Source organism: Pseudodesulfovibrio indicus (genome assembly GCF_001563225.1).
GTDB classification, from domain to species: Bacteria; Desulfobacterota; Desulfovibrionia; order Desulfovibrionales; family Desulfovibrionaceae; genus Pseudodesulfovibrio; species Pseudodesulfovibrio indicus.
This window is the reverse complement of sequence record NZ_CP014206.1, coordinates 2,507,418-2,530,763: the sequence shown is the minus strand read 5'-3', so window position 1 is coordinate 2,530,763 and position 23,346 is coordinate 2,507,418. Positions and strand designations below refer to the sequence as shown.

At 63.6% G+C, this 23,346-nt stretch carries 22 protein-coding genes; 2 read left to right on the top strand and 20 right to left on the bottom strand.

Annotation, left to right across the window (positions count from 1 at the left end; all coding sequences use genetic code 11):
- Positions 1-85: 85 nt before the first annotated feature.
- The 9 genes from AWY79_RS11315 to cutA form a co-directional block, all read right to left on the bottom strand.
- Entirely contained in the window at positions 86-1,393 is a 1,308-nt protein-coding gene (locus AWY79_RS11315; RefSeq protein WP_066803802.1) for a PD40 domain-containing protein, read from the bottom strand.
- Positions 1,394-1,398: 5 nt separating this feature from the next.
- Positions 1,399-2,283, bottom strand: a complete 885-nt coding sequence (locus AWY79_RS11310) for a TonB family protein (protein WP_066803799.1) — start codon at positions 2,281-2,283, stop codon at positions 1,399-1,401.
- 21 nt (positions 2,284-2,304) lie between these two features.
- A complete protein-coding gene (gene tolR, locus AWY79_RS11305) occupies positions 2,305-2,721 on the bottom strand; it encodes a protein TolR (RefSeq protein ID WP_066803796.1) in 417 nt (138 codons plus the stop codon).
- A 9-nt stretch (positions 2,722-2,730) separates the two neighbouring features.
- The gene (locus AWY79_RS11300; RefSeq protein ID WP_066803793.1) at positions 2,731-3,435 is read right to left on the bottom strand and encodes a MotA/TolQ/ExbB proton channel family protein; all 705 of its coding nucleotides are present in this window, start codon (positions 3,433-3,435) and stop codon (positions 2,731-2,733) included.
- 138 nt (positions 3,436-3,573) lie between these two features.
- Entirely contained in the window at positions 3,574-4,224 is a 651-nt protein-coding gene (locus AWY79_RS11295) for a histidinol phosphate phosphatase domain-containing protein (RefSeq protein WP_066803791.1), read from the bottom strand.
- Between the two features lie 7 nt (positions 4,225-4,231).
- On the bottom strand, positions 4,232-4,726 hold the full coding sequence (locus tag AWY79_RS11290) for a bifunctional nuclease family protein (RefSeq protein ID WP_066803789.1): 495 nt from the start codon (positions 4,724-4,726) through the stop codon (positions 4,232-4,234).
- The gene (miaB, locus tag AWY79_RS11285; protein ID WP_066803786.1) at positions 4,720-6,069 is read right to left on the bottom strand and encodes a tRNA (N6-isopentenyl adenosine(37)-C2)-methylthiotransferase MiaB; all 1,350 of its coding nucleotides are present in this window, start codon (positions 6,067-6,069) and stop codon (positions 4,720-4,722) included. Before miaB ends, AWY79_RS11290 begins: the two co-directional genes overlap by 7 nt.
- 116 nt (positions 6,070-6,185) lie before the next feature.
- A complete protein-coding gene (locus AWY79_RS11280; protein ID WP_066803784.1) occupies positions 6,186-7,124 on the bottom strand; it encodes a carbohydrate kinase family protein in 939 nt (312 codons plus the stop codon).
- An 81-nt stretch (positions 7,125-7,205) separates the two neighbouring features.
- On the bottom strand, positions 7,206-7,526 hold the full coding sequence (gene cutA / locus AWY79_RS11275) for a divalent-cation tolerance protein CutA (RefSeq protein ID WP_066803782.1): 321 nt from the start codon (positions 7,524-7,526) through the stop codon (positions 7,206-7,208).
- Between the two features lie 125 nt (positions 7,527-7,651).
- Between cutA and nth the strand changes: the two genes are divergently transcribed.
- Both nth and tgt read left to right on the top strand, forming a co-directional pair.
- On the top strand, positions 7,652-8,287 hold the full coding sequence (gene nth, locus AWY79_RS11270; protein WP_066803780.1) for an endonuclease III: 636 nt from the start codon (positions 7,652-7,654) through the stop codon (positions 8,285-8,287).
- Positions 8,287-9,405 (top strand): tRNA guanosine(34) transglycosylase Tgt, encoded by a 1,119-nt coding sequence (gene tgt, locus AWY79_RS11265; RefSeq protein WP_066803777.1) that lies wholly within the window; start codon positions 8,287-8,289, stop codon positions 9,403-9,405. The genes nth and tgt overlap by 1 nt, the downstream gene beginning before the upstream one ends.
- Positions 9,406-9,408: 3 nt before the next feature.
- Here tgt and AWY79_RS11260 read toward each other — a convergent pair whose 3' ends face one another.
- The 11 genes from AWY79_RS11260 to AWY79_RS11210 form a co-directional block, all read right to left on the bottom strand.
- The gene (locus tag AWY79_RS11260) at positions 9,409-10,809 is read right to left on the bottom strand and encodes a YhjD/YihY/BrkB family envelope integrity protein (RefSeq protein ID WP_066803775.1); all 1,401 of its coding nucleotides are present in this window, start codon (positions 10,807-10,809) and stop codon (positions 9,409-9,411) included.
- A gap of 43 nt (positions 10,810-10,852) precedes the next feature.
- A complete protein-coding gene (locus tag AWY79_RS11255) occupies positions 10,853-14,011 on the bottom strand; it encodes an AsmA family protein (protein ID WP_066803772.1) in 3,159 nt (1,052 codons plus the stop codon).
- Positions 14,004-14,885, bottom strand: coding sequence for a damage-control phosphatase ARMT1 family protein (locus AWY79_RS11250; protein WP_066803769.1), 882 nt, complete (start codon positions 14,883-14,885; stop codon positions 14,004-14,006). The genes AWY79_RS11255 and AWY79_RS11250 overlap by 8 nt, the downstream gene beginning before the upstream one ends.
- A gap of 135 nt (positions 14,886-15,020) precedes the next feature.
- Positions 15,021-15,860: an LpxI family protein gene (locus tag AWY79_RS11245; RefSeq protein ID WP_066803766.1), complete on the bottom strand. Its 840-nt coding sequence runs from the start codon at positions 15,858-15,860 to the stop codon at positions 15,021-15,023.
- 9 nt (positions 15,861-15,869) lie between these two features.
- The gene (gene lpxA, locus AWY79_RS11240) at positions 15,870-16,679 is read right to left on the bottom strand and encodes an acyl-ACP--UDP-N-acetylglucosamine O-acyltransferase (protein ID WP_066803764.1); all 810 of its coding nucleotides are present in this window, start codon (positions 16,677-16,679) and stop codon (positions 15,870-15,872) included.
- Positions 16,679-17,137, bottom strand: coding sequence for a 3-hydroxyacyl-ACP dehydratase FabZ (gene fabZ, locus AWY79_RS11235; RefSeq protein ID WP_066803762.1), 459 nt, complete (start codon positions 17,135-17,137; stop codon positions 16,679-16,681). The genes lpxA and fabZ overlap by 1 nt, the downstream gene beginning before the upstream one ends.
- The gene (gene lpxD / locus AWY79_RS11230; protein WP_066803759.1) at positions 17,130-18,170 is read right to left on the bottom strand and encodes a UDP-3-O-(3-hydroxymyristoyl)glucosamine N-acyltransferase; all 1,041 of its coding nucleotides are present in this window, start codon (positions 18,168-18,170) and stop codon (positions 17,130-17,132) included. Before lpxD ends, fabZ begins: the two co-directional genes overlap by 8 nt.
- Before the next feature lie 4 nt (positions 18,171-18,174).
- Positions 18,175-18,690: an OmpH/Skp family outer membrane protein gene (locus AWY79_RS11225; RefSeq protein WP_066803755.1), complete on the bottom strand. Its 516-nt coding sequence runs from the start codon at positions 18,688-18,690 to the stop codon at positions 18,175-18,177.
- Positions 18,691-18,726: 36 nt separating this feature from the next.
- Positions 18,727-21,450, bottom strand: coding sequence for an outer membrane protein assembly factor BamA (bamA, locus tag AWY79_RS11220; protein WP_066803753.1), 2,724 nt, complete (start codon positions 21,448-21,450; stop codon positions 18,727-18,729).
- On the bottom strand, positions 21,440-22,123 hold the full coding sequence (locus AWY79_RS11215) for an ABC transporter ATP-binding protein (RefSeq protein WP_066803750.1): 684 nt from the start codon (positions 22,121-22,123) through the stop codon (positions 21,440-21,442). The genes bamA and AWY79_RS11215 overlap by 11 nt, the downstream gene beginning before the upstream one ends.
- Positions 22,116-23,345 carry a lipoprotein-releasing ABC transporter permease subunit gene (locus AWY79_RS11210; RefSeq protein WP_066803747.1) on the bottom strand — a complete coding sequence of 410 codons (1,230 nt, stop codon included), beginning with the start codon at positions 23,343-23,345 and terminating at the stop codon, positions 22,116-22,118. Before AWY79_RS11210 ends, AWY79_RS11215 begins: the two co-directional genes overlap by 8 nt.
- Between the last annotated feature and the right edge of the window lies 1 nt (position 23,346).

Sequence of the window (23,346 nt, the reverse complement as noted above, 5' to 3'; positions counted from 1 at the left end):
TTACAGACGCTAAAAGCCCTCGGTATCAGCATTCTATATGATGCACCTATTCCCAAGCAAAAATCAACCCCGGTTATATTACAATTTACCACTGCAAGGAAGTGTCCCATGCAGGGGCGAATGCGCCGCCCTTTCCGGTGGAGATCCTGCGCGGCTTGTCGCCGTGGCGGGTGGAAAGGTAGAGCTGGTATTCCCCGGTCCGGTTGGAGGCGAAGGCCACGAAATAGCCGTCCGGGCCGAAGGCGGGGTACTCGTCGTTGCCGGGGCCGAAGGTCAGCTGCTTCTCCCTGCCGCTTTCGAGGTCGTGCAGGAAGATGCGATGGCCGTCTCCGGTCTGGTGGGTGTAGGCGATGTACCGCCCGTCGGGGCTCAGGCAGGGATGGGTATTGTACTTGCCGGTGGTGGTCACGCGGCTGACCTGGCCGGACTTCATGTCGAGCAGGTAGATGTGCGGATTGCCCGCCCTGCCGGAGGTGAAGGCCATCTTGGAGCCGGTGCGGTCAAAGCTCGGCGAGACGTCGATGTACGGGCTGCCCGCGAGCCGCTTGCCGACCCTGTAAGATTTGCTCAGCTCGTAGATGTTGGTGGTCCCGTTGAGATTCAGGGAGGCGTACAGGGTGTCGCCGGGGCCGTAGACCGGGGAGATGACCGTGTCGCCCAACCCCTTGGCGATGCGCCGGATCTTCTGGGTCTTGCCGTCGTAGATGCACAGCTCGTGCTGATTCTTGCCGATGTGGGTGAAGGCGATCTGGCTGCCGTCGCCGGACCAGGCCGGGCCGAGGTTGAAGCCGCCCAGGTCGGAGATGCGTTTGAGCCCCCTGCCCTGCGGCAACACGGTGTAGATCTCCTTGACCTTGCCGTCCTGCCGGACAAAGGCGATGGGCGAATCGAAGAACCCCTTCTTGCCGGTCAGCGCCTCCAGGAACGCAGAGCAGAACCGGTCGGCCACCAGGGGCAGCTTGTCGGCCACGTCGCGGTAGGACTTGCCCACCACACGGCGGCCGCTGAAGGTCTCGAAGACCCGCGCCTCGATGTATTCCCCGTTCCAGCCGGTGGTCATGCACAGGTCCACGCGGGCGAGCTGGAACGGCTTGAAGTCGATGTCCGTGGCGTTGACGCCGGAGCTGGGATCACCGCCCAGCAGGGAGTTCACCGGCACGATGTTCAGGAAGGGGATGTAGCCCAGGTCGTTGGCCACCAGCTCCTCGAACGCCTTGGCGGCGGCTTCGGGAACGGGCGCGTTGTCCAGCCCGCGCGGGGGCAGCAGGACGATGTTGACCAGGCGCTGGCCCGGCCCGTGGATGTCCACGGTCAGCGGCCCCTGCGCACCGGCGGTGTTGTTCAGGGCAAACATCAGGACTATGACGGTGAAAAGAATGGATAGGCGTTTCATCTTCGCTACTCTGCGAGTTCCTGGCTGTTGAAATTGATGCGAATCACCCGGTCGCGGACCGTTCTCGGCTTTTCGACATACTCGGTTTCCTTGATGGCCCGAAGGGCGGAACTGTCGAATTCAGGATTGTTCGACGGTTGCAGCACCTTCGAGGACAGGATTTTGCCGTCTTCGTCCAACGTTATCTCGATGGTCGCCAAGAGGTTGGCCTCTCCGGCAAAGGCCGGGTAGCGCCAGTTCTTCTTGATGGCCGCGCCCACGATGAGGGCATAGACCTCGGACAGCCCCGATCCGGAGCCACCCACGGTACCGCCCTCCCGGCCGCCTTCCTGGCCGCCGGGCTGTCCGCCGTGGGCATAAACTTCGTCGCCCTCGCGCTTCTTGAGCGCGGCCAGTTCCGAGGCGAGCGCCTTCCGCTTGGCGGCGTCCTCGCGCTTGGCCTGGGCCTTGGCCGCGGCCATGCCCTCGGCCAGGAGCTGCTGGGCCGTCTTCTGCGGCTTGGGCTTCGGCTTGGGTTCGGGTTTCGGCTCCGGCTTGGGTTTTTCTTCCTTCTTGGTGACCACGGTCTTCTTCTCGACCTTCTTGGGGCTGATGTCCTTGACCTCGGGCTCGGGCTTGGCCTCCACCACCGGGGTCGGCTTGACCTCGGCAACGGGTTCGGGCCGGGCCGCGACCACCGGCACTTCGGCGGTTTCGGCGGGGGCTTCGGCCTTGGCCTGCACCTCCACGGGGGGGCCGGGAGGCGGCGGAGCCAGGGTAACCAGGTCCACGGTGTAGACGGGCCGATCCATGTCCACGCGCACGCCGGTGTAGTTCACGCCATAGAGCGCAAACGCCGCCAGCCCCGCATGAAAGAGGACCGAAATCAGAAAACCGTAGCTTTGCCGCATATCTACACAGTCTCTGGAAAATTACTTGGTTTTCTCTTGTCTGGGCTGCTCGGCCACGATGCCGAGCTTGTCGATGCCGGCGGCCTTGATTTCGCCCATGACGCGGACCACGGTGCCGTAGGCGACCTCCTTGTCCGCGCGCAGGAAGAGCTGCTTCTTCTGCCCGGCCACCAGCCGCTTGAGATGGTCCTCAAGCTCGTCCTCGCCCACCTGGTACTCGTCCAGGAACAGCGCGCCGTCCTTCTTCACCGTCAGGACCAGGTGCTCGGAGTCCTGCGGCAGGTTCTTGACCGTGCGCGTGGTCGGCAGGTCCACCTCCACCCCCTGGGTCATGAGCGGGGCCGTGACCATGAAGATGATCAGCAGCACCAGCATCACGTCCACGAAGGGCGTGACGTTGATCTCGTTCAGGAAGCCGCCGCCGGTCTTGATCGCCATGGTCGACCCCTAGTCCCGGCCGGGCTTGTCGGCCCAGGCGATCTCGCGCTCGGCGCGGTTCAGGAACGCCCCGGCGAAGTCCACCATGCCGGTCTCCACCTCGTTCAGCTTGCCCAGGAAATAGTTGTAGAAAATGGTCGCCGGGATGGCCACCAGCAGGCCGATGGCCGTGGCGATGAGCGCCTCGGAGATACCCGGCGCAACCGTGGCCAGGGCCGCGGACTGGGCCATGCCGATGGAGTGGAAGGAGTGCATGATGCCCCAGACCGTGCCGAACAGCCCGATGAACGGGGCCGCGTTGGCGCAGGTGGCCAAAAACGGCAGGTTGCGGGTCAGCGACCGCATCTCCTTGGAAATGCCCTGCTTGAGCACGCGCCGGAGGGTGTCCTTGACCAGCAGCCGCTTGCGCTCGCGGTTGACGTCCGCCTTCTCCAGCAGCCGAAATTCCTTGACCGCCAGGGACGAGACCCGGGCCAGGGGGGAGTCGTCCTTGTCGCCCAGCCCCTTGAGCCCCTTGGACAAATCGCCCGCCGCGATGAACGCCTCGTAGCCCTTCATGACCTTCTTGCGCGCCGCGCCGATGGTGAAGAATTTCATGAAGATGATGGTCCAGCTCCAGAGGGACATGCAGCCCAGGAAGAGCATCACCAGCTTCACGGCCAGGGTCGCCCCCGAAAGCAGGGTCAGGATGTCGTTGTCAGGCAGAAAATTCATGGCGGCACCTTTTTGCGTCTATGGGCCGCGCGCGGCCCGCTTCATGCGAAGAAAGCCGGGCGAACCAAGCCACGGCTTTCCTGTATCTTCATTGTACCTACGCGGTCATGGTCACGGTCTTGCGACGTTCCGGAAACATCATTTCATGCACCGCTGGACGATTTCCCACGCATTGGCCTCGGTCTGGCGGTATTCCTCCGGGGTCAGCCCCGCGCCCAGGGCGATGGTCCGGCGCAGGTCCTGGCCGACCAGGTCGCGCGGCGCGTGGGCATCGTTGTTGACCACCAGTTTGGCCCCGAACTTCCGGGCCATGGCCGCCACGTGGCCGTTGGTGTAGCTGTGGCCGCCACGGGTGGTGATCTCCAGGGCCACGCCCTTCTCCGCCGCCAGTTTGACCTCTTCCTCGGTGATCAGTCCGGGATGGGCCAGGATGTCCACCCCAGCCTCTATGGCCGCCAGGTTGGTGCCGGGGGCCACCGGCTCCACCGGGGTCTCGCCGTGCATGACCACCACCTGCGCCCCGCTCTTTCGGGCGGCAACGACCATCTCGCCGATCAGGGCGGGCGCGACGTGGGTCAGCTCCACCCCGGCCAGCACGTTGATGTCGTAGAAATGCCCGTGCTTCTTGACGAAGCGGAGCACGTTCTCCAGGGAGTGGTACATGGTGGCCTCGTCCGCATGGTCGGTCATGCAGATCGCCTTGTAGCCGATGACCTCGGCCCGGCGGACGAGTTCGGCGGGGATAAGCTCCCCGTCGCTGAAAACCGTGTGCGTGTGCAGATCGATCATGTGGACCCTACATCTTGTATTTGACGTCGTCTTCGGAGAGCCTGTCCAGCTCTTCCAGCCACTGGGACGAATCTTCCGTCTTGATGACCGCCTCCGGGTGCTCCGGGAACGGCCCGCCCGCCTCGTCCAGGACCGACTCGCCCGCCAGGATGGGGCATTCGGCCCGGACCGCCAGGGCGATGGCGTCCGAAGGGCGGCAGTCGATGCGCCGGGTCTCCTCGCCGGTGGACACCACCAGCTCGGCGAAGAAGGTCCCGTTCTCGATGTCGGTGATCTCCACGCGGGCGATGGTGCCGCCCAGCGCGGTGATGGAGTTGAGCAGCAGATCGTGGGTCATGGGCCGGGGAAAGGGAACCTTGTTGATGGCCATGGATATGGACATGGCCTCCACTGCCCCGATCCAGATGGGCAGGACCCGCGTCTCACCCTCGTCCTTGAGGACGATGATGGGCGACTTGCCCGCCTCGTCCAGCGCAAGCCCGAAAATCTCGACCTTTACCACGGCTGCCCCGCCCTCTCCCCTACCAGGGAGTGTTTCTTGGCTTCCACGATCTTCACCGGGACCATCATGCCCGTCAGTCCGGTCCGTTCCTCCATGACGACGTTGACGATCCGGCCCGCCGGGTCGCGCCCTTTCCAGGACACGGCCCCGTCCTCCTGCATCCGGCTCAAACCCTCGATGAACGCGTCGGTCCGGGCTCCAACCAGATTCTTTAGACATTTTCTAGTAATATTATTTTGCAGAGTCTGCAAGCGCAGCAGTCTTTCCGCCGCCTCTTCGGCCGGGACCTTGGGCTCCATGTTCACGGCGGCCACGCCCGGACGGTCGGAATACTTGAAGGAAAAGCTCGATTCGAAGCCCACCCGCTCGACCATCTCCAGGGTCTGAAGGAAGTCCTCATCGGTCTCGCCGGGGAAGCCCACGATCAGGTCCGTGGTCAGGCTGATGTCCGGCCTGGCCTCGCGCAGCCCGTCCACGATGGAGAGATAGCGGGCCATGTCGTACTTGCGGCGCATGGCCTTGAGCACGCGGTCCGACCCGGCCTGCATGGGCAGGTGCAGGGAGGGGCAGAGGTTCGGCAGCTCGCCGAAGGCCCGGATGACCTCCGGGGCGATGTCCTTGGGGTGCGAAGTGGTGAACCGCAACCGGTCCAGGCCGGGGATGGCGGCCACGGAATGCAGCAGCTGGGCGAAACTGACGCCCTTGCCGCCCTTGTCCAGGCCGAAGCTGTTGACGTTCTGGCCGAGCAGGGTGATCTCGCGCACCCCGTCTTCGGCCAGGGACCGGCATTCGGCCAGGATCGCCTCCGGGTCTCGGGACTTCTGGCGGCCGCGCGTGTAGGGCACGATGCAATAGGCGCAGAAGTTGTCGCACCCCTGCATGATGTTGACGAACGCCTGGCGCGTCTCGTCGGCCACCGGCACCGTCTCGGACGGCGGCTCGCGCTCCTCGTACAGGGTCACGAAGTCCAGCAGGGCCACGCGGTCGTCGAGGTTCTCGGCAATGCGCTCCAGGGCGTTGGGCGCGCCCGCGATGCCGTCCGAGCCGAAGACCAGGCGCACGAACGGAAACCGCTCGAAGAACCCCCTGCCTATCTGCTGGGCCACGCAGCCGCCCACGGCGGCGAACACGTTCTCGTCACGCTTGAGGTGCGCGGCCACACGCCCCAGCTCGCTGTAGACCTTCTGCTCCGGCTTGTCGCGCACGGAACAGGTATTGAGGATGTAGACCTGGGCCTCGTCCTCGCCGGCCTCCTCCCACCCCCTGCTCGTGAGGGCGCGGGCGAGCCACTGCGAATCGTGGACGTTCATCTGGCACCCGAAGGTGGTGATGTGGAATTTCATCTATTAGATACCCCGCCCCTCAACGGGGCCTTGGTGCTTGTTCCCGGACGGATTTTCCCGCCGTCTCAGGAAATAGGCACTGTCGGGCCGGGTGTCCAGGTTGTGCAGTCCGTTGCTCAATCCACCAGGGGGCCGAACACGGATTCGAACCGCTTGAAAAACTCCTCGACGGTGAAGGAATGCTCCTGGGTGCCCTTGCGCTCCACGGCATAGGTGGCGCAGGTGGCCCCCAACCGGCAGGACTCGACCACGGTGCGGCCCATGGCCAGTCCCTTGAGCAGGCCCGCGCGGAAGGCGTCTCCGGCCCCGGTGGGGTCGAGCACTTCCTTTGCCGGGACCACGCCGATGGTGGTGTCGCCGTCCTGGCAGCTGACCATGGAGCCCTTTTCGCCCAGCGTGGTGATCAGGTAGCCCACCTGATCGACGATGTCCTCCTTGGACAGGCCGGTGGACTTCATGACCATCTCCAGCTCGTAGTCGTTGACGATCAGGATCTCGGCGCCGTTGATGGCCGCCTTCAGATTGTCGCCGCCCAGGGCCGGAATCTGCTGGCCCGGATCGAAAATGTAAGGGATGCCGTTGTCCCGGTAGTATTTCGGGTGATCGACCATGTCGTTGATGTTGCCCGGCGCGATGAGGCCAATGGCTTCGGACGGGTCGATGCGGCTCATGTCGTACTGGCAGGGATACTTCATGGCCCCGGGATTGAACCCGTTGATCTGGTTGTCGGACATATCCGTGGTGATGTAGCACCCGGCGGTGAATTCCTGTTCGATGGTCCGGATGCCGTCCAGGGCGATGCCGTACTGCTGGAGCCGTTCGTCATAGGGGCCGAAGTCCCTGCCCACCTGGCTCAGGATGGTGGACTTTTCGCCGAGCAGGGACAGGTTGTAGGCGATGTTGCCCGCCGTGCCGCCGAAGCGCTCAACCAGCCCGTCCACCAGGAAGGAGACATTGAGAATATGTATCTTGTCCGGCAGGATGTGATTGGAAAACTTGTCGGGGAAGGTCATGATTCGGTCAAAGGCCAGGGAGCCGGAAATATAAATCTGCATGCTTTCTCCTTGCAGTGCGGTTTCGGACACCGGGAACCTACTTGCATGGTCCCGGACCTGTCAACGGCCAACCTCGCGGACCTATGCGCCGCCGGTTTCGTCCCTGATCCATTTCAGGAAATCGGGATTGCCGCCGGTCACGGGGAGGGCCACCACGCACGGGACCTCGTAGGAATGCACGGCCTTGACCGCGTCGGTCAGCTCCTCGACCAGTTCGGACCGGGTCTTGACGACGAGCACGGTTTCCTCCCCCCGCTCCACCTTGCCCCGCCACCAGTACAGGGAGCGCATGCCGGGCAGGATGTTGGCACAGGCGGCCAGCCGCCGCTCCACCAGGACCGCGCCGATGGCCTCGGCCTCTCCGGTGGACGCGCAGGTTATGTAGACGAACGATTCGGGCATGTCCCCTCCTCCGCTGTTCGGTTCGGGCAAGATGATACATGGTTCGCGGACGGACGCAAGTCGCCCGCCATTGACACTTGAGCCGCGGGATGGCAGATGCTACCACCGTCCGACACGGAGTACACATGAAAAAGAAAGAACGCGCAGCCGAGATCATGAACCGGCTCTCCAAACGGTATCCCGCCCCGGAACCGGCCCTGACCTGGTCCAATCCCTGGGAACTGCTGGTGGCCACGGCCCTTTCCGCCCAGTGCACGGACGAGCGGGTGAACTTGGTCACCCCGGTCTTCTTCGAGCGCTGGCCCGAAATCCGGGACGCCGCCGAGGCGGATGTGGCCGAGATCGAGGAGGTGGTCCGCTCCACCGGCTTCTTCCGCAACAAGGCCAAGAACATCAAGGCCGCCGCCACCCGGATCATGGGCGAATACGGCGGCGAGGTTCCCCGGACCATGGCCGAGCTGATCACGCTGGGCGGCGTGGCCCGGAAGACCGCGTCCATCGTCCTGGCCAACGCCTTCGGCGTGAACGAGGGCATTGCCGTGGACACCCACGTGAAGCGCCTCGCCTTCCGCATGGGGCTGACCGCGAACACCGACCCGCTGCGCATTGAAAAGGACCTCATGCCCTTGTTCCCGCAGGACAAATGGGGCGAAGTCAACCATTACCTTGTCTTCTTCGGACGCGAGGTCTGCCCGGCGCGCAAGCCCAAATGCGGCGAGTGCGAGCTGGCCGACATCTGTCCCAAAAAGGGAGTTCAATAATGTCCAAGCCCGGCGATTTCACCATTCACGCCACCGACAACCTGGCCCGCCGCGCCACCCTGACCACGGCCCACGGCGAGATCCAGACCCCCATTTTCATGCCCGTGGGCACCCAGGGCACGGTCAAGAGCCTGACCCCGCTGGACCTGGAGGAGATGGAGGCCCAGATCATCCTGGGCAACACCTACCATCTCTACCTGCGCCCCGGCGACGACCTGGTGGCCCGGCGCGGCGGCCTGCACAAGTTCGCCAACTGGAAACGGCCCATCCTCACGGACAGCGGCGGTTTCCAGGTCTTCAGCCTGGAGGGCATCCGCAAGCTCTCCGAGGAGGGCGTGGAGTTCCGCTCGTACATCGACGGGTCCAAGCATTTCTTCTCCCCGGAAAAGGCCATCGACATCCAGAAGAACCTCGGTTCGGACATCATGATGGTGCTCGACGAGTGCGTGGGCTACGGCAACGACCGGGCCTACACCGAGAAGTCCCTGGAGATGACCACCCGCTGGGCGCAGCGCTGCCGCGACCACTACCCCAAGGGGTCCGGCGACCAGCTCATGTTCGGCATCGTCCAGGGCGGATTCCACAAGGATCTGCGCGACCGCTCCCTTGAGCAGCTTCGGGAGATCGACTTCGAGGGGTTCGCCATCGGCGGATTGTCCGTGGGCGAGTCCACCGAGGAGATGTACGACATCCTGCACCACATCGCGCCCAAGCTGCCCTCGAACAAGCCGCGCTACCTGATGGGCGTGGGCACCCCGCTGGACATCCTGGAGGGCGTCTCCGCGGGCGTGGACATGTTCGACTGCGTGCTGCCCTCGCGCAACGCGCGCAACGGCACCCTGTTCACCTCGCTCGGCAAGGTGAACATCAAGCGCGCGGAATACGCCGAGGACGACTCGCCGCTCGATCCCAACTGCGGCTGCTACACCTGCCGCAACTTCACCAAGGCGTACCTGCGCCACCTGTACATGGCCAAGGAGCTGCTCTCCTACCGGCTGAACACCTACCACAACCTGTATTACTACCTGGACCTCATGAAGCAGGTCCGGCAGGCCATAGAGAACGGCACGTTCCGGGAATTGAAGGCGAAGGTGGAGGCGGCCTACGGCCCGAAATAAGGGCTAGGCCCCGCGCGGGTCGCACCCCCCGGAAGGGGCGGTGTCGTCGAGGCCGAGGAGCGCGGCCGGATACCGCTCCGCGCATTCGAGCAGGGTCAGGTTGTCCGGGCTCGCGGCCGTGGCCTCGCCCATGGAGCCGAGGAGCTTGTCCAGGAACCCGTACTTCTGGTCGAATTCCTCATAGACCCGCTTCTCCCCTTCCATGTTGACGACCTTGAGAACGTCCAGCACCCGCATCTCGTGCAGCTCGCGCGCGGGGGCGTATATCTCGCACCCCGGCACGTCGGCGAGCACGGTATAGCCCGCGCGCTGGAGCACCCCGAACAGGTCGGAGACCAGGGTCGCCGGAGCCATGATGGCGTCGGAAATCTCCTCCACCGACGGCAGCGGCCTGCCCTCGTGGAACCGCCGGGCCAGTACGATCATCATCAGCAGGGCGATCTTCTGCCGCTCATACGGCGTGGCCGTACCGAAATACCGCTGCTTCACGAAGGAATTGATGTTCTGCCAGGCGTAACTGACCTGGGCCCCGAGCAGAACAAGGACCCAGCTGATGTAGATCCAGATCAGGAGCAGCGGCAGCTGGGCGAAGCTGCCGTAAATGGCGTTGTACTTGGCCGCCCCGATCTGCCAGTTGATGTACAGCCACTGGGCCAGCTGCCACAGCACGCCGCCGACCACGCCGCCGATGAGCGCGGCGGCGATGTTCACCCGGGTGAACGGGATGAAGGCGTACATGAAGGTGAAGGCCATGGAGATGAGGACGTAGGGAGCGACCTTGAGAAAGGCGGACTCAAGAAAGCCGATGGCCTCGGTGCTGAGCAGATCGGAGACCATCTGCTGCTGTTGCAGGCTGACGTTGAAGCTGGAGGCGATGAAGAAGACCAACGGGCAGATCAGGATGACCGGGAAAAAGTCGGCGACCTTGCGCCAGGGCGACCTCCCCTTGGTCACGTTCCAGATGGTGTTGAACGCCTTCTCCGTGGTCCCCACCAGGGAGAATACTGTGAACAGCAGCGTGGCCACGCCCACCCAGCCCAGGGCCTGGACGTTGGTCCGGTCGATGTACTCGATGATCTTGTCCGCCACCTCGGCCCGGCCCGTGGTCAGCTTGAGGATCATGGTCCGGATGAAGTCCGTGTTCTGGAGGCCGAACCCCTTGGAGATGGAGAACGCCACGGCCAGGAACGGGACGATGGACAGGATGGTGGTGAATGTCAGGGCCGCCGCGCGGATGACCGTCTGGTCCTTCACGAAGCTGTACCCGACGAGATAGAGCAGCCGCCAGGCGCCGCGCCAGATACGGAGCGGAAACGGGGTCTCCGGGGTATTCCGGACCCATATGCCTTCCTTGAAGTGCCGCTTGACGCTCAATGCGGTCCGTTCCACGTTCGTCGGGGTCATGACTGCTCCACTCGGTTTCGCTGTTCGGATTCTCGCCCCCGGATCAAAAGAGATCCCTGAAGAAATCAAAGGACTTCTTGGGCAGGCTCAGGATGTTGAAGACCGTGTCGTTGACGATCTTGCCGGTGGGAACGTCCACCTTGGGGTCGGTCAGCTTGCCCGTGAGCCGCAAGGTCACGCTCGGCACCGCCACGAAGTCGTTGCGGATGGAGATGTCGATGGTGTCGTCGCCCAGGCTGAAACTGCCATGGCCCTGGGCCTTGAGCACCGGGGGCGCGTCCAGCTGCGCCGTGGTCAGGGTGAAGACGCCCTTGTCCACGTCCGCTTCCACGTTCGCGGTCTTGAATACCGTTCGCGGGCTGGGCTTGGCCACCTGCGTCTTGCCGATCATCGCGCCGCGCCCTTCGTCCACCGGTTTGGCCGGGGCGTCGTATCCCGTGAACTTGAACGATCCGTTGTTGATGCGCACCGTGACCTTGCCCGACAGGCTGTCCAGGGTCTCGTCGTCGGTGCCGCCCGTGCTGGTGAGGTCGGCCCGGAGGTCGGTCTCGCCCCGGACGTACTCCCGCTTGGCCAGGTCCGCCATGAGCGGCCCGGCCTGCATGTTGTCCACATCCAGGAAAAGATGCGTGTCCAACCGCTCCACGTAGGCCGTCCCCTTCCACGTGGCGTTCAGCGCCCCGCCGTAGAGAAGGCCGGTGACCTTGGAAACCTGGATCACGCCCTCGCTGGCGCGGATGGAACCCTCCAGGGACTCGGTCCTGATCTTGGCCAGGGTGAAATCACTGAAGAACGCCTTGCCGTTGAGCCTGAGGGCGCGCAGAAATTCCAAAGGCAGGTCCGCCGGCGGGGCCTCCGGGACCTTGCCCGCGCGAACGTCGCTCAGGCTGGGCGCGGGGGCCGGGGAGAGATACCGGTCGAGGTTGAAGCTTCCTGCGGCCAGGGAGAAGGCCAGCTGGGGGTCCGCCCATCCCGTGCCCATGACGTGGGCCTTGATCGTGGTGCCGTCCAGGTCGCCCTTGAGCTCGCTGAGGGTGAACCCGTCCTTGTCCGCCCGGAAATGCGTCTGCACCGAGGCCTTGCGCAAGGCGTCCGGGTCATTGGTGCGCAGGTTCTTGCCGGTCAGCAGGTAGATCATCCGCCTGGGGTCGGCCCCGGCCACGGCCAGGTCGCCCTCGGCGTAGGGAACCTTGGCGGCCCCGACGTACCGGGCATTGCCGGTGACCGGGGTCTCCAGAAGCTGGAAAGTACCGTCGGCCAGCTCGACGGACGTCTTGTCGGTATCGAACCCGACCTTGCCCGCGAACGTCATGCGCTTGGCGTCCTTGGGCAGCAGCGGCGAGGTCAGGTAGCCGCTCACGGCCATGTCCGAACCGGACGCGTACGCCTTGTCCAGCCCCAGAGTGAACGGGCCTTCGGCCGTCGCGTTCAGGGTCTCCAGCCTGCCCGGACCGCGAAGCTTCACGCCCGCGGACAGGATGCTGGTCCAGAATTCCGTGCTCTCCGGCCCTCTGGGTCGGAATTTCAGGTCCACGTCCGCCTTGGCGTAGGGCAGGACCACGGGTTCGCCCGAACCGCCCTTGATGGACGCTTTGCCCTCGCCCAGGGAGAGGGTGGCCGCTCCGCTGAGGTGCTTGAAGATGTATATGGACCGCCCTTCGGGCGGACAGGCCATCTTTGACAGGGCGAGCTCCAGGTGCAAGCGTCCGTGGCCGCCCGCCTGGAAGGTTTCCTGGCGCAGGAACTCGAACCCGCGCCGTTGGGACTCGGCGTCGATAACCGCGTTCAGGGCCAGGGTCGGCTCGCCCTTGGCGCCGGCCGAGCCGATGGCCACGCTCATCCGGCCGCCCAGGGAGGCCATGCCCTCGCGGATGGCCCCGGCGTCGAAATCGATACCCTTGTCCGTGGCAGCGACCTTGAGACGGATGTCGGAGATCAGGGTGTCGAGCACCTTGAAGCCATCGGCGCGGACGGTGCCGCTGCCCCGAAAGGCGCGGAAGAATTCCAGATTGTAATCATCCCAGATGAACGGGGTGCCGGTGCGGAACAGAGGCAGGTAGCGGTCGAGGTCGATGGTGTCGCCGCGCAGGGCGAAGTCGAACACCGGGGATTCGTATCCCTTGAAGCCCAGCTCGCCCCGGACGGTGATGTCGTCCAGGGTCACCACCAGATCCTTGAAGCGCACGCCCTCCTCGGTCACCCGGATGAAGGTGGCCAGGGCGCTGCTGTTCAGGCCGTCCACGTCCTTGACCGGCATGTCCGGCGCATAGCGGGCGATGAGGGTCCGGGGCGCGAAGGGATGGACGGTGACGTGTCCGCTGAGGTTCAGCCCCTCGTCCAGGTTGCCGCTGTCGATGTCGCCCTCGGCCAACAGCCCGAGGAAGCTCGCCTTGACGTCTTCCAGGGATATCCGGTTGTTCTCCCAGTCCACGTCCAGGTCCGCCAAAAACTCTCCCGGCTCCACCTTGTCCGGCAGGAAGTCGCCGTAGACATGGGCCTGCACCGAGGTGTTGCTGAGAATCGGCAGGGAGGCGCCTGCATCCAGCCGGACCATGCCCTTGAGCTCGATGTCCGCTTTGACTCCCTTGTCCTGCCAGGAAAAACTGCTGGTCGCGGAAAACGGCACGTCATCGCCCAGGCTGATAATCCCGGTGCGAATGTCGATGCCGGAAAGCCGGTATTCGTCCCCGTCCCGCTCGTCGCGGAAGAGCAGCTCCGCACCGGTTATCTCCACGCTGGCGATGGAAAAGGTCCAGTCATCGGTCACGGAGACATCCACACCGGGTTTCTCCTCGCCCTGAAGCAGGGTCTGCCAGTTGAACAGCCCTTCCCCGTTGCGGACGATGACGGCATCCAGGCCGTCCAGATCCAGAGAGTCTACCTCCACATGCCGGGAAAAGAGCGGGATGACCCTGACGCTGATGCTCAGGTCGTCGAAATGGGCCGCCGGACCGTCGCCGAAGCCGGGCGCCTCGCCGATGTCCAAGTCCTCGGCGACCAGGGCGAGTCTCGGCCAGATGTCGATATCCAGATCACCCTTGAGGGTCACGTCCCGGTTCAGGACGCCTTCGAGTTCGGCCACGAACCGGGCGCGAAACTCGCCGGTATCGATGTAGTAGGATGCCAGGAACAACCCGCCGGCCAGCAGCGCCACGACCACTGCCAGGACTTCGACCAGGAATCGGACAACCCACTTAATCACGATCGGTCTCCTGGCGGTCGCTCATGCGGAAGGCACTGGACCCGAACACCAGCCCGGTCTTGCGGGCGATGCGCTTGCATTTGACCTTGAAGGCGCAGAAAGCGCCCTCCCAGGCCCCGTCCAGAGCCTCGAAATTGCCCTGCCCCTTGCTCAGGATAACGTCGCTTGCGCGCATGCGGTCGAGAAATTCGGGGGTGCAGCGGGAGAGGACCGTGCCGGGGGTGTCCACCCCGCTCTCCACCACGCGGCACAGGGAAGTCATGCCCACGGCGCGGGCGTCGGCCATGGTCGCGTCGTTGAGCACCGGCCGGGAGCGGACCGCGTAGGTCACGTCGCACCCCATCCGCCGCAGCTCGCGCACCAGGAGCTTGTCCAGGACGATCTCGCCGGTATTGTCCCCCAGGATGAGCACCGACGCGCCGGGGACCACCCGCTCCCGAAAGGCGCGCATGACCTTCGGAGACAGGGACTCGGCCACTTCGGCCAGCTCCTTCTCCAGGTCGAAATCCAGGTCCACGCCCCGATCGATGTAGTTGCCGATGACCGCGAGCTCCAGGGCCAGGGCCAGGGGATCGCCGACTTCGCGCTCGGCCTCCACGCGGTCCTGCAATGCGGGCAGCAACCCCAGGACAAAGGCGTTGGCCTCCCGTTTGTCGTCTGCGTAAAGGTCGCGGATGCCGGTCTTCTGGCGGACCAGGTTGGCCAGCACGCTGGCCACGGCGGGCGGCGGCACGTCCATGTCGAGGGTGGGGAGCAGCGCCTCCCATTCGGCGACGATCTCCTGCTGAAGGCGCTCGTCGTCAGGGCAGGCGAGACGCGCCTCCTGCACCGCCATTCTCTTGAAACAGGGCATGCATTCCAACGCCGTATCCATATCGAAAGCCCGCTATCGGTGAGGGTTCTTTGCCGTTCATGGACGTAGGGCCGATCCATAACTCCATGACTTCATAGATAGATCGCACAACGGCCCACCGTTGGCAAGGCGGTCCTTGGATTTGTCGGGAGGGGGTTACAGGGCGTCGGGAAAACAATCGGCGGTCAGGCCAACCACGCAGATGCCCGTCTTGTCGGCAAAGGCGACGGCGGCCTCGCGGTCGAAAAACAGGCTCTTGCCCGCCTCAACGCCGATGCAGGTGGCCTTGCCCTCGGCCATGACCTTGAGGGTGTCCAGGCCGAAGCTGGGCAGATCGACCTCGCGCTGTTGGCCGGGCTTGAAGACCTTGACCACCACGCAGTCCTTGCCGCCGAACTCGAAGCCGCGGCGAAGGGCGGCGTCCGTACCCTCAAGGGCTTCCACGGCGGTGACGATGCCCTCGCGCACCACCACGCACTGCCCAACGTCCAACCGGCCGAGTTCCTTGGCCACGGTCCAGCCGAACTTGAGGTCGCGCCATTCGCGCTCGTCCGGGGAACGGCGGGTGAGAACGCCTTCCGGGGCGAGCAGATCGGGCTGGTATTCGTGGGCCTTGACCACGGTCATGCCCTCCTTCTCGAACTCGCTGGAGATGATCGAGAGGAGCGCGGAGTCGCCCCTGTCCTTGCGGCCCATGATGAGCTTGATGGCGCGCATGTCCAGGTGGCGGATGTCCATGACCTTGGGCTTCTCGATGGTCCCGGCCATGATGACCTTGTCCACCTTCTCGGACTTGAGGTAGTCGATGAGCTGGTTGAGCTTGCCGAGCTTGAGTTCCTTGAAGACGTCGGCGTACGGGACCACGTCCATGTTGGTGTGGCCGGTGAATCCGGCAACCACGAGCCGATGGCCCTGGGCCTTGACGCCCTGGGCCACCAGCACGGGAAATTGCTTTCCTCCGGCGATAAGACCGATGGTTGTCGGCGTATCGGACATGAACCCGTTCTAGGCGCCGTTGGCGCAGCGTTGCTTGTGGTCCGGGGTGACGCCGTTTCGGCTCTCGCGGATGAAGGACACCAGACGCTCAACCGGAGCGATGCCGGGCAGCTCCTCCTCCACCTGGGCCAGGCTCTGTTCCTTGGTCAGGCCGGAGCGGAAGATGATCTTGTACGCCTTTTTCAGCCCCTTGCAGGTATCGGCGTCGAAGCCGTTGCGCCGCAGTCCGATGAGGTTGGGGCCGAAGAGCATGCCGCGCACGCCGTGGGCCAGCATGAACGGAGGCACGTCGAGCTTGTAGCCGCTCGCGCCGCCCAGGAAGGAGTACTCGCCGATGTGGATGAACTGCTGCACGGCGGACAGACCGCTGATGGTCACGTTGCGGCCGACTACGACGTGTCCGGCCAGTTGCACGGCATTGGCCAGAATGACGTTGTTCCCGACATTGCAGTCGTGAGCGATGTGCGAATAGGCCATGAACATGCAGTTGGAGCCGATAACGGTCTCGCCTTCGCCCTGCACGGTGCCGCGATGGATGGTCACGCATTCGCGGATGATGTTGTTGTCGCCGATGCGGGTGAAGGTCTTCTCGCCCTTGAAGGCGCTGTGCTGCGGCTCGCCGCCGACCACCGCGTGCGGGTGGACGTGGTTGTTGCAGCCCATCTCGGTGTTGGCCTGGATCACGCAATGGGATTCGAGATAGGTGTTGTCGCCGATCTTTGTGTCGGCTCCGACAACGACGTACGGGCCGACCTTGACGCCCGCGCCCAGTTCCGCCGACGGATCAATGACGGCGGAAGGATGAATGAGACCGGACATTACATGTCCCCCTTATTGGCAATGGCGGCGGAGAACTCGCCCTGGCAGGCGACCTGCCCGTCCACGAGAGCCACGCCGCGCATCTTCCAGATGTTCATTTTCTGCTTCAGGAACTCCACGTTCAGGATGAGCTGGTCACCCGGAACAACGGGACGGCGGAACTTGACCTTGTCCAGGCCGGTGAACAGGAAAACCTTGTCGCCCAGCGGCTCGTCAAAGGAGCTCATGACAAAGACCGCGCCGGTCTGGGCCAGGGCCTCCAGCTGGAGGACGCCGGGCATGACGGGCAGTCCGGGGAAATGCCCCTGGAAGAACTCCTCGTTCATGGTCACGTTCTTCATGGCCTTGAGCCGGGCGCCCGGCTCGAACTCCAGCACGCGGTCCACCAGCAGGAAGGGATAGCGATGCGGGAGCATCTCCATGATTTGTCGTATATCGAGAGGGAACTGGTTACTCATCGCTCGCTCCGCCGGCCGCCAGCAATGCGGCCAATTCTTTTTCCAATTTCTTCACGCGCTTGAACAGCTCGGGCAGCTTGGGCGTGCAGACGCCCACGGCCCTGAAATAATCCTTGGCGTTGATGGCGGGGCTTCCGGCCATCCTGCTCCCCGGCTCCACGTCGCTGAGGATGCCGCTCTGGGCGGCCACCATGGCGCCGTCGCCGATTTTCACGTTGTCCGGCACGCCGGTCTGACCGGCCAGGACCACGCCGTTGCCGATCACAGTCGACCCGCCGATGCCGGTCTGGCCGATGATCAGGCAGTTCTCGCCGATGTCGACGTTGTGGCCGACCTGGACCAGGTTGTCGATCTTGGTGCCCCGGCGCACGCGGGTGACGTCCAGGGCCGCGCGGTCGATGGCCGTGTTGGAGCCCACCTCCACGTCGTCCTCGATGGACACGGTCCCGATCTGCGGGATCTTCATGTGGCCCAGCGGGGTCTGCGCATAGCCGTAGCCGTCGCCGCCGAGCACCGCTCCGGGCTGCAGGATCACTCGGTCGCCCACGGTCAGGCCACCCATGACCACGCAGTTGGGGTACAGGATGCATTTGGAACCGATGACGGTCTCCTCCCCCACGTAGACCCCGGCGAAGAGGACGGTCTCGGCCCCGATGACCGCCCCCGCGCCAACAAAGGCGAAGGGATGGACCGTGGCCGACGGGTCAACCTGCGCGTCGGGATGGATGAAGGCCAGCTCATGGATGCCCGTGAGGCACCCCTGGGGACGCGCAAAGACGTCCACCACGCGGGCCAGGTCCATGTACACGTTGGCGCTGACCAGCGCGCACGGGACCTTTTCGGCATAAGAGCCGGATGTGAGGACACATCCGGCTTTGGTGATTTCCAGCTGGGGCAGATATTTCGGGTTGACCAGGAAGGACAGATCGTCCGGTCCGGCCTTCTCCAGGGTGTTGACCCCGGAGATTTCCCTATCCGCGCCGGTGTATTCAAGCCCGAGCTTTTCGGCCAGGGCGGACAGCTTCATGCTCATTCAACTACTTTCCGGCTTTCTTCGCCTTGTTGAGTTCCTTGATCAGAACCTCGGTGATGTCCAGGCCGTCGGCGATGTAGGCCAGGCCGGGGGTCTGCTTGTCAAAGGCGATGGTGTAGCCGTTGGCGGAGCAGTAGTCCATGATGACCTTTTCCAGGGTCTTCAGCACGGGCTTGCCCAGCTCGTTCTGCTCGGCCTGGATGGCCTTCTGGTACGCGGAGAAATCCTCGTTCCAGTCACGGCCGCGGCGGCGCAGTTCAGTGACCTTGTCCTGCAGGGTCTTGCCGTCGAACGCCTTGCTGTCGATCTGCATCTTGAGCTTCTCGAGGTCTTCGCGCTCCTTCTTCAGCTGATCGCCGCGGGCGGTGAACTTGGCGTCGAGTTTTCCGCGAACTTCCTTGCCGTAATCCGAATCCTGCACGATCTGCTTGGTGTTGAAGACCGCGATCTTGGTTTCGGCAAAAGCCACGGCCTGGAACAGGAACACGAAACAAACGGCAAAAAGGCAGATTTTCTTCATTCTATGACTCCTTAACTCATTGAGAGCGATTTTGTTCTAGAAATACTGGCCCATGAGCAGCTCGATGGTGTGCTGCTTGGAACCGTCGATGTCGTCCAGGGCGTAGCCGTACACAAGGCCGACGGGACCCATGGGGGAATACCAGTTGATGCCGGCGCCGACAGACTTGTACAGGCCCAGGGACGGAGCGGCCTCGCCGCCGCGCTTGACCTTCTCGAAGTAGGTCTCCCCTTCCTTCCAGGAGTTACCGGCGTCAAAGAAGCCGAGGACGGTGATGCCCAGCTCCTTGCTGATGGGCCGCTTCAACTCGAGGTTCGTGTAGAACGCCTTGTCGCCGCCCACCGTGGCCGTCGAATTCGGGCCTTCGGTCGGCGATATGTAGTAGTTGTTGTAGCCGCGCACCGTATCGATGCCGCCCAACTCGAACCGCTGCGCCGTGGGGAGGTCGTCGCCGCCGAAGTTCTTGTGCAGGTAGCCCGCCCAGAACTTGGAATGGAAGACCACTTCCTCGAACACCGGGTGCCACCAGGAAAAGTCGCCCATGTACTTGACGAAGTTGTCGGTGCCGGCCAGGGGGCCGCCGCCGAAGACCAGGGTCAGCTTGGTGACGGTGCCGGTGGTGGTGTTGCGGAAGTCGTCCCGCGTGTCGCGGGTGGCCATGCCGGTCAGGGTCGAGGACAGGTGATAGCCCTCGTCGTCCATGATCTTCTGGGAGGCCTTGCTGGACACGTCGAAGATCTTGTAGGACTCCAGGCCGTAGTTCCACTTCAGCTTGGTGTATTCGCCCACGGGGTACGAGAAGTTCAAGTTACCGCCGATGGAATCGATGGAGTACTGGTTGTAGTCCGTGTCGCGCTTGAAGGCCTCGACGCCGAAACCGAGGTCGGTGTCGTTGATGTGCGGGTTCCGGAAGTACAGAATGTACTTATTGGTGGAGCCGCCGATCTGGCCGTTGAAGCCGGTCTCGTAACCGCGTCCGAACAGGTTCTTCTCGGAGATCTCGCCGCCGAAGAAGATGCTGTCATAGGTGGAGTAGCCGATACCGCCGCTGATCTTGCCGGTGGCCTTGTCCTTGACCTTGACCACCAGGTCCATCTCCTCGGGGTTGCCGGTGGGCACCGGGGCGATGTCGACCTTTTCAAAGTAGTCGAGGTTGGTCAGCCGCTGGTTGGACCGTTTCAGCTTGTCGCCGCTGAACTGGTCGCCGTCGCCCAGGCGCATCTCGCGCAGGATGACGTTGTCGCGGGTCACGGTGTTGCCTTCGACGAGCACCCGACGGATGTGCACCCGCTGATGCTTGGCGATGGTGTAGACGACGTCGACGATCTTGGTCTCGGGATTGTCTTCGAGCTGCACGCCCACGTCGGCGTAGGCATAGCCGTAATTATTGTAATAGGCCGTCAGGGCGGCCACGTCGCTCCGCAGGATCAGGCGGTCGAAGTACTCGTCCTCTTCCTTGAGCCGATCGATGTCGGTCACTTCCAGCAGCTTGGACGGATCCTCGATGAGGTCGCCCTTGAAGGAGGTCGTGCCCATCTTGTAGCGGTCGCCTTCGAACACCTTGTAGATGACGTCGATGCCGTCGTCCTTGATGTCCACCTCGGGCTGTCCGACCCGGGCGGTCAGGAATCCCTTGGACTGATAATAGGCCATGATGGCTGCGGCGTCGCGCTCCAGGAGCTCCTCCTTGAGCACGCCGGAATCGTTGATCCAGGAGAACATGCCGCGCTCCTTCAGGGCCAGGACGTCCTTGATGTCGTCCGGATCAACCTGCTTGGCGCCGTCGATGATGACGTGTTCGATGTACAGCTGCGGTCCTTCGTCGATGACGTAGGTCAACCGGGCTATGCCGGTGCCGGCGTCCTCGATCTCGTGGGTGACCTGGGCCTTGTAGTACCCTTCCTTGCGGTACATCTCGCGGATCACCCGGATGTCGTCGGACAGGACCTTGGGGTTGACGACGCTGCCCTTCTTGGTGGAGACGGCCTCGAGGATGTCCTCGGCGTCTATCTCGTGCGCTCCGCGCACGCCGAGCGCCTGGATCCGCGGCTTCTCCTTGACCACGAAGGTCACCTTCTTGCCGTCCTCGACGTCTTCCACTTTGACGGTGACGTCGTCGAAATATCCGAGATCATATACGTTTTTAAGGGCGGTATTGACGCTCTTGGCGGTCAGCATGTCGCCCTTCTGCAGGGTCATGCGCATCAGGACCACTTCCTTGTCCAGGACCTTGGTCCCATCCACGTCCACCTCGGCCACGATGTCGAGCCTGAGGAGGTCCATGCGCATGCGGTCGACCAGCGCGTCCACGGCCGGGAGCAGGTTGATCAGCCCGTCCTTGGAAACCGACATCTTCTTGCCGGGGTCGGTGGCGTAGGTGTCTATCAGCCGGGCGTCCAGGGTCAGGCTCTCGCCGATCTGGTTCAGGGTGCCGTACACGGCGAATTCGGCTCCGGCCAGGAGGCCCAGCTCGCGGGCCTTGGCGGGATCGAAACGATCATAGCCCTTCTCGTCCACCAGGCGCTTGACCTCGGCCGGATCCACGACCTTGAAGCCCGCTTCGCCCAGCCGGTCGGAAAGCAGTTCGGGAAGACTGTCCTTGAGGTAGCCCAGGTCGTTGCCGGCGTTGACCTCGAAGGGCAGCACCGCAACGGAAACGTTCTGGGTCAGGGTCTGTGCGGCGTGCGCCGCTCCCGCGGCCGACAGCACGACGAGAGCAACCACCCCAATCGCAATCCTGCGAACGAGATTACTGAGCATAGAGTTCTCCTGAACGCAATTCGAGGCGCCGATGCATCATTCCTGCGAGCTCCGGATTATGTGTAACGACCACAAAGGTCATACCCAATTCATTATTAAGAGTGGCTAACAGTCTGCCTATCATGGCACCGTTCTCTTCATCAAGGTTGCCGGTCGGCTCGTCCGCGAGCAGGACCTTGGGCCGCAGCAGGATGGCCCTGGCAATGGCCGCCCGCTGGCGTTCCCCGCCCGAAAGCGTGGTCACCTTGTGTTCGAGCCTGTGCGAAAGTCCAACCATGTCGAGCGCTTCCCTTGCAAGGCGCATCCCCTCGGAACGCCCCTTCCCGGCTATGAAGGCGGGCATCGCCACGTTCTCCAGCGTGGAGAACTCCGGCAACAGGTGGTGGAACTGGAAGACGAACCCGATTTCCCGGTTGCGCAATTCCGCCCTTGCCCTGTCTCCCAAGGTGCCGAGATCGACACCATTCAAAAATATCTTGCCGCTGGTCACGGTGTCCAGCGTACCCAACATGTGCAGCAGCGTGGTCTTCCCCGATCCCGACGCGCCCAGGATGGCCAGCGACTCGCCGCGGGGGATGTCCAGATCGACCCGACGGAGCACGCGGACCACTTCGGACGGTCCGTCGAACTCCTTGCCGACGTCAATCAGTCGGTATATCGCCTCATTACTCATAACGCAAGGCCTCCGACGGACTGAGGGCCGCGGCCCTGCGCGCGGGATAAATGGTCGCCACGAAACACAGGAGAAACGCGGCCGCACCGATGGCGAAAAGATCCACGGCCTCCAGCCGGACGGGCAGGTAGTCCACTGGGTAGACGTTGCTCGGCAGCTTGATGAACTGGTATTTCTTCAGCAGCAGGCTGACCGGAACGCCGATCAGGAAGCCGAACACGGTGCCGGCCAGGCCGATGAAGGTCCCCTGGAGCATGAAGATGTTCCGGATGCTCCCCTTGTCCGCACCGAGCGACATCAGCACCGCGATATCCTTGGTCTTCTGGATGACCAGCATGACCAGAGTGGTGACGATGCTGAAGGAGCCGACCAGGACGATCATGGCCAGGATGATGAACATGGCGGACTTTTCCAGCTCCAGGGCGGCGAACAGGTTGGCGTTCATCTCTTGCCAATTGCGGACGTAGACCGTGAAGGAGGAGATGGCGTCACGCAGGTCGCTGGAGATCTGCTTGACGTTGTAGACGTCGTTGACGCTGATCTCCAGTCCGGAAACCAGGTCGCCCTTGAAGCCGAGCAATTGGCGGGCCGCCGGGATGCTGACGTAGCCGAGCGACGAGTCGTATTCGAACATGCCGGTACGGAAGATGCCCGCCACCACGAAGCGGCGGACCTTGGGCGTGAACCCGGCAGCGCTGGACTGCCCGGACGGAGACAGGAGATTCACGAAGGACCCTTCGGTCAGCCCCAGCCGCTTGGCCAGCTCGGAACCGATGATGATCCCGGGAAAGTCGTCCGACGCCTTGAGCCGCTCGATGTCGCCGCTGACCATGTCCTTGGAAAGGGACAGGACCGAACCCGAGGTGTCGGGGTCGATGCCCCGCAGGACCACGCCCTTCACGCCCGTGCGGGTGGAAAGCATGACCTCGGAATAGACGAAGGGCGTCACACCTATGACGCCCGGAACCTTCATCGCTTCGTCGGCCAGCTCTTTGTAGTCGCTGATGCCGCCGCGCAACGACGTCACCAGGATATGGGCGTTGACGCCCAGGATCTTGTCGCGCAGGTCGGTGGAAAAACCGTTCATCACGCCGATGACCACAATCAGGGCGCCTACCCCGATGGCCACTCCGCAGATCGCGAAGAGCGATATGACGGAGATGAACGACTGCTTGCGCAGGGCAAACAGGTAGCGGGTGGCGATGAACGTCTCAAACCGCATA

Excerpts from the sequence above, each read along its gene's own strand:
- AWY79_RS11315 (WP_066803802.1), bottom strand. The coding sequence starts at position 1,393 with ATGAAACGCCTATCCATTCTTTTCACCGTCATAGTCCTGATGTTTGCC.
- AWY79_RS11310 (WP_066803799.1), bottom strand. The coding sequence starts at position 2,283 with ATGCGGCAAAGCTACGGTTTTCTGATTTCGGTCCTCTTTCATGCGGGG.
- tolR (WP_066803796.1), bottom strand. The coding sequence starts at position 2,721 with ATGGCGATCAAGACCGGCGGCGGCTTCCTGAACGAGATCAACGTCACG.
- AWY79_RS11300 (WP_066803793.1), bottom strand. The coding sequence starts at position 3,435 with ATGAATTTTCTGCCTGACAACGACATCCTGACCCTGCTTTCGGGGGCG.
- AWY79_RS11295 (WP_066803791.1), bottom strand. The coding sequence starts at position 4,224 with ATGATCGATCTGCACACGCACACGGTTTTCAGCGACGGGGAGCTTATC.
- miaB (WP_066803786.1), bottom strand. The coding sequence starts at position 6,069 with ATGAAATTCCACATCACCACCTTCGGGTGCCAGATGAACGTCCACGAT.
- AWY79_RS11280 (WP_066803784.1), bottom strand. The coding sequence starts at position 7,124 with ATGCAGATTTATATTTCCGGCTCCCTGGCCTTTGACCGAATCATGACC.
- cutA (WP_066803782.1), bottom strand. The coding sequence starts at position 7,526 with ATGCCCGAATCGTTCGTCTACATAACCTGCGCGTCCACCGGAGAGGCC.
- nth (WP_066803780.1), top strand. The coding sequence starts at position 7,652 with ATGAAAAAGAAAGAACGCGCAGCCGAGATCATGAACCGGCTCTCCAAA.
- tgt (WP_066803777.1), top strand. The coding sequence starts at position 8,287 with ATGTCCAAGCCCGGCGATTTCACCATTCACGCCACCGACAACCTGGCC.
- AWY79_RS11260 (WP_066803775.1), bottom strand. The coding sequence starts at position 10,809 with ATGACCCCGACGAACGTGGAACGGACCGCATTGAGCGTCAAGCGGCAC.
- AWY79_RS11250 (WP_066803769.1), bottom strand. The coding sequence starts at position 14,885 with ATGGATACGGCGTTGGAATGCATGCCCTGTTTCAAGAGAATGGCGGTG.
- AWY79_RS11245 (WP_066803766.1), bottom strand. The coding sequence starts at position 15,860 with ATGTCCGATACGCCGACAACCATCGGTCTTATCGCCGGAGGAAAGCAA.
- lpxA (WP_066803764.1), bottom strand. The coding sequence starts at position 16,679 with ATGTCCGGTCTCATTCATCCTTCCGCCGTCATTGATCCGTCGGCGGAA.
- fabZ (WP_066803762.1), bottom strand. The coding sequence starts at position 17,137 with ATGAGTAACCAGTTCCCTCTCGATATACGACAAATCATGGAGATGCTC.
- lpxD (WP_066803759.1), bottom strand. The coding sequence starts at position 18,170 with ATGAGCATGAAGCTGTCCGCCCTGGCCGAAAAGCTCGGGCTTGAATAC.
- AWY79_RS11225 (WP_066803755.1), bottom strand. The coding sequence starts at position 18,690 with ATGAAGAAAATCTGCCTTTTTGCCGTTTGTTTCGTGTTCCTGTTCCAG.
- bamA (WP_066803753.1), bottom strand. The coding sequence starts at position 21,450 with ATGCTCAGTAATCTCGTTCGCAGGATTGCGATTGGGGTGGTTGCTCTC.
- AWY79_RS11215 (WP_066803750.1), bottom strand. The coding sequence starts at position 22,123 with ATGAGTAATGAGGCGATATACCGACTGATTGACGTCGGCAAGGAGTTC.
- AWY79_RS11210 (WP_066803747.1), bottom strand. The coding sequence starts at position 23,345 with ATGCGGTTTGAGACGTTCATCGCCACCCGCTACCTGTTTGCCCTGCGC.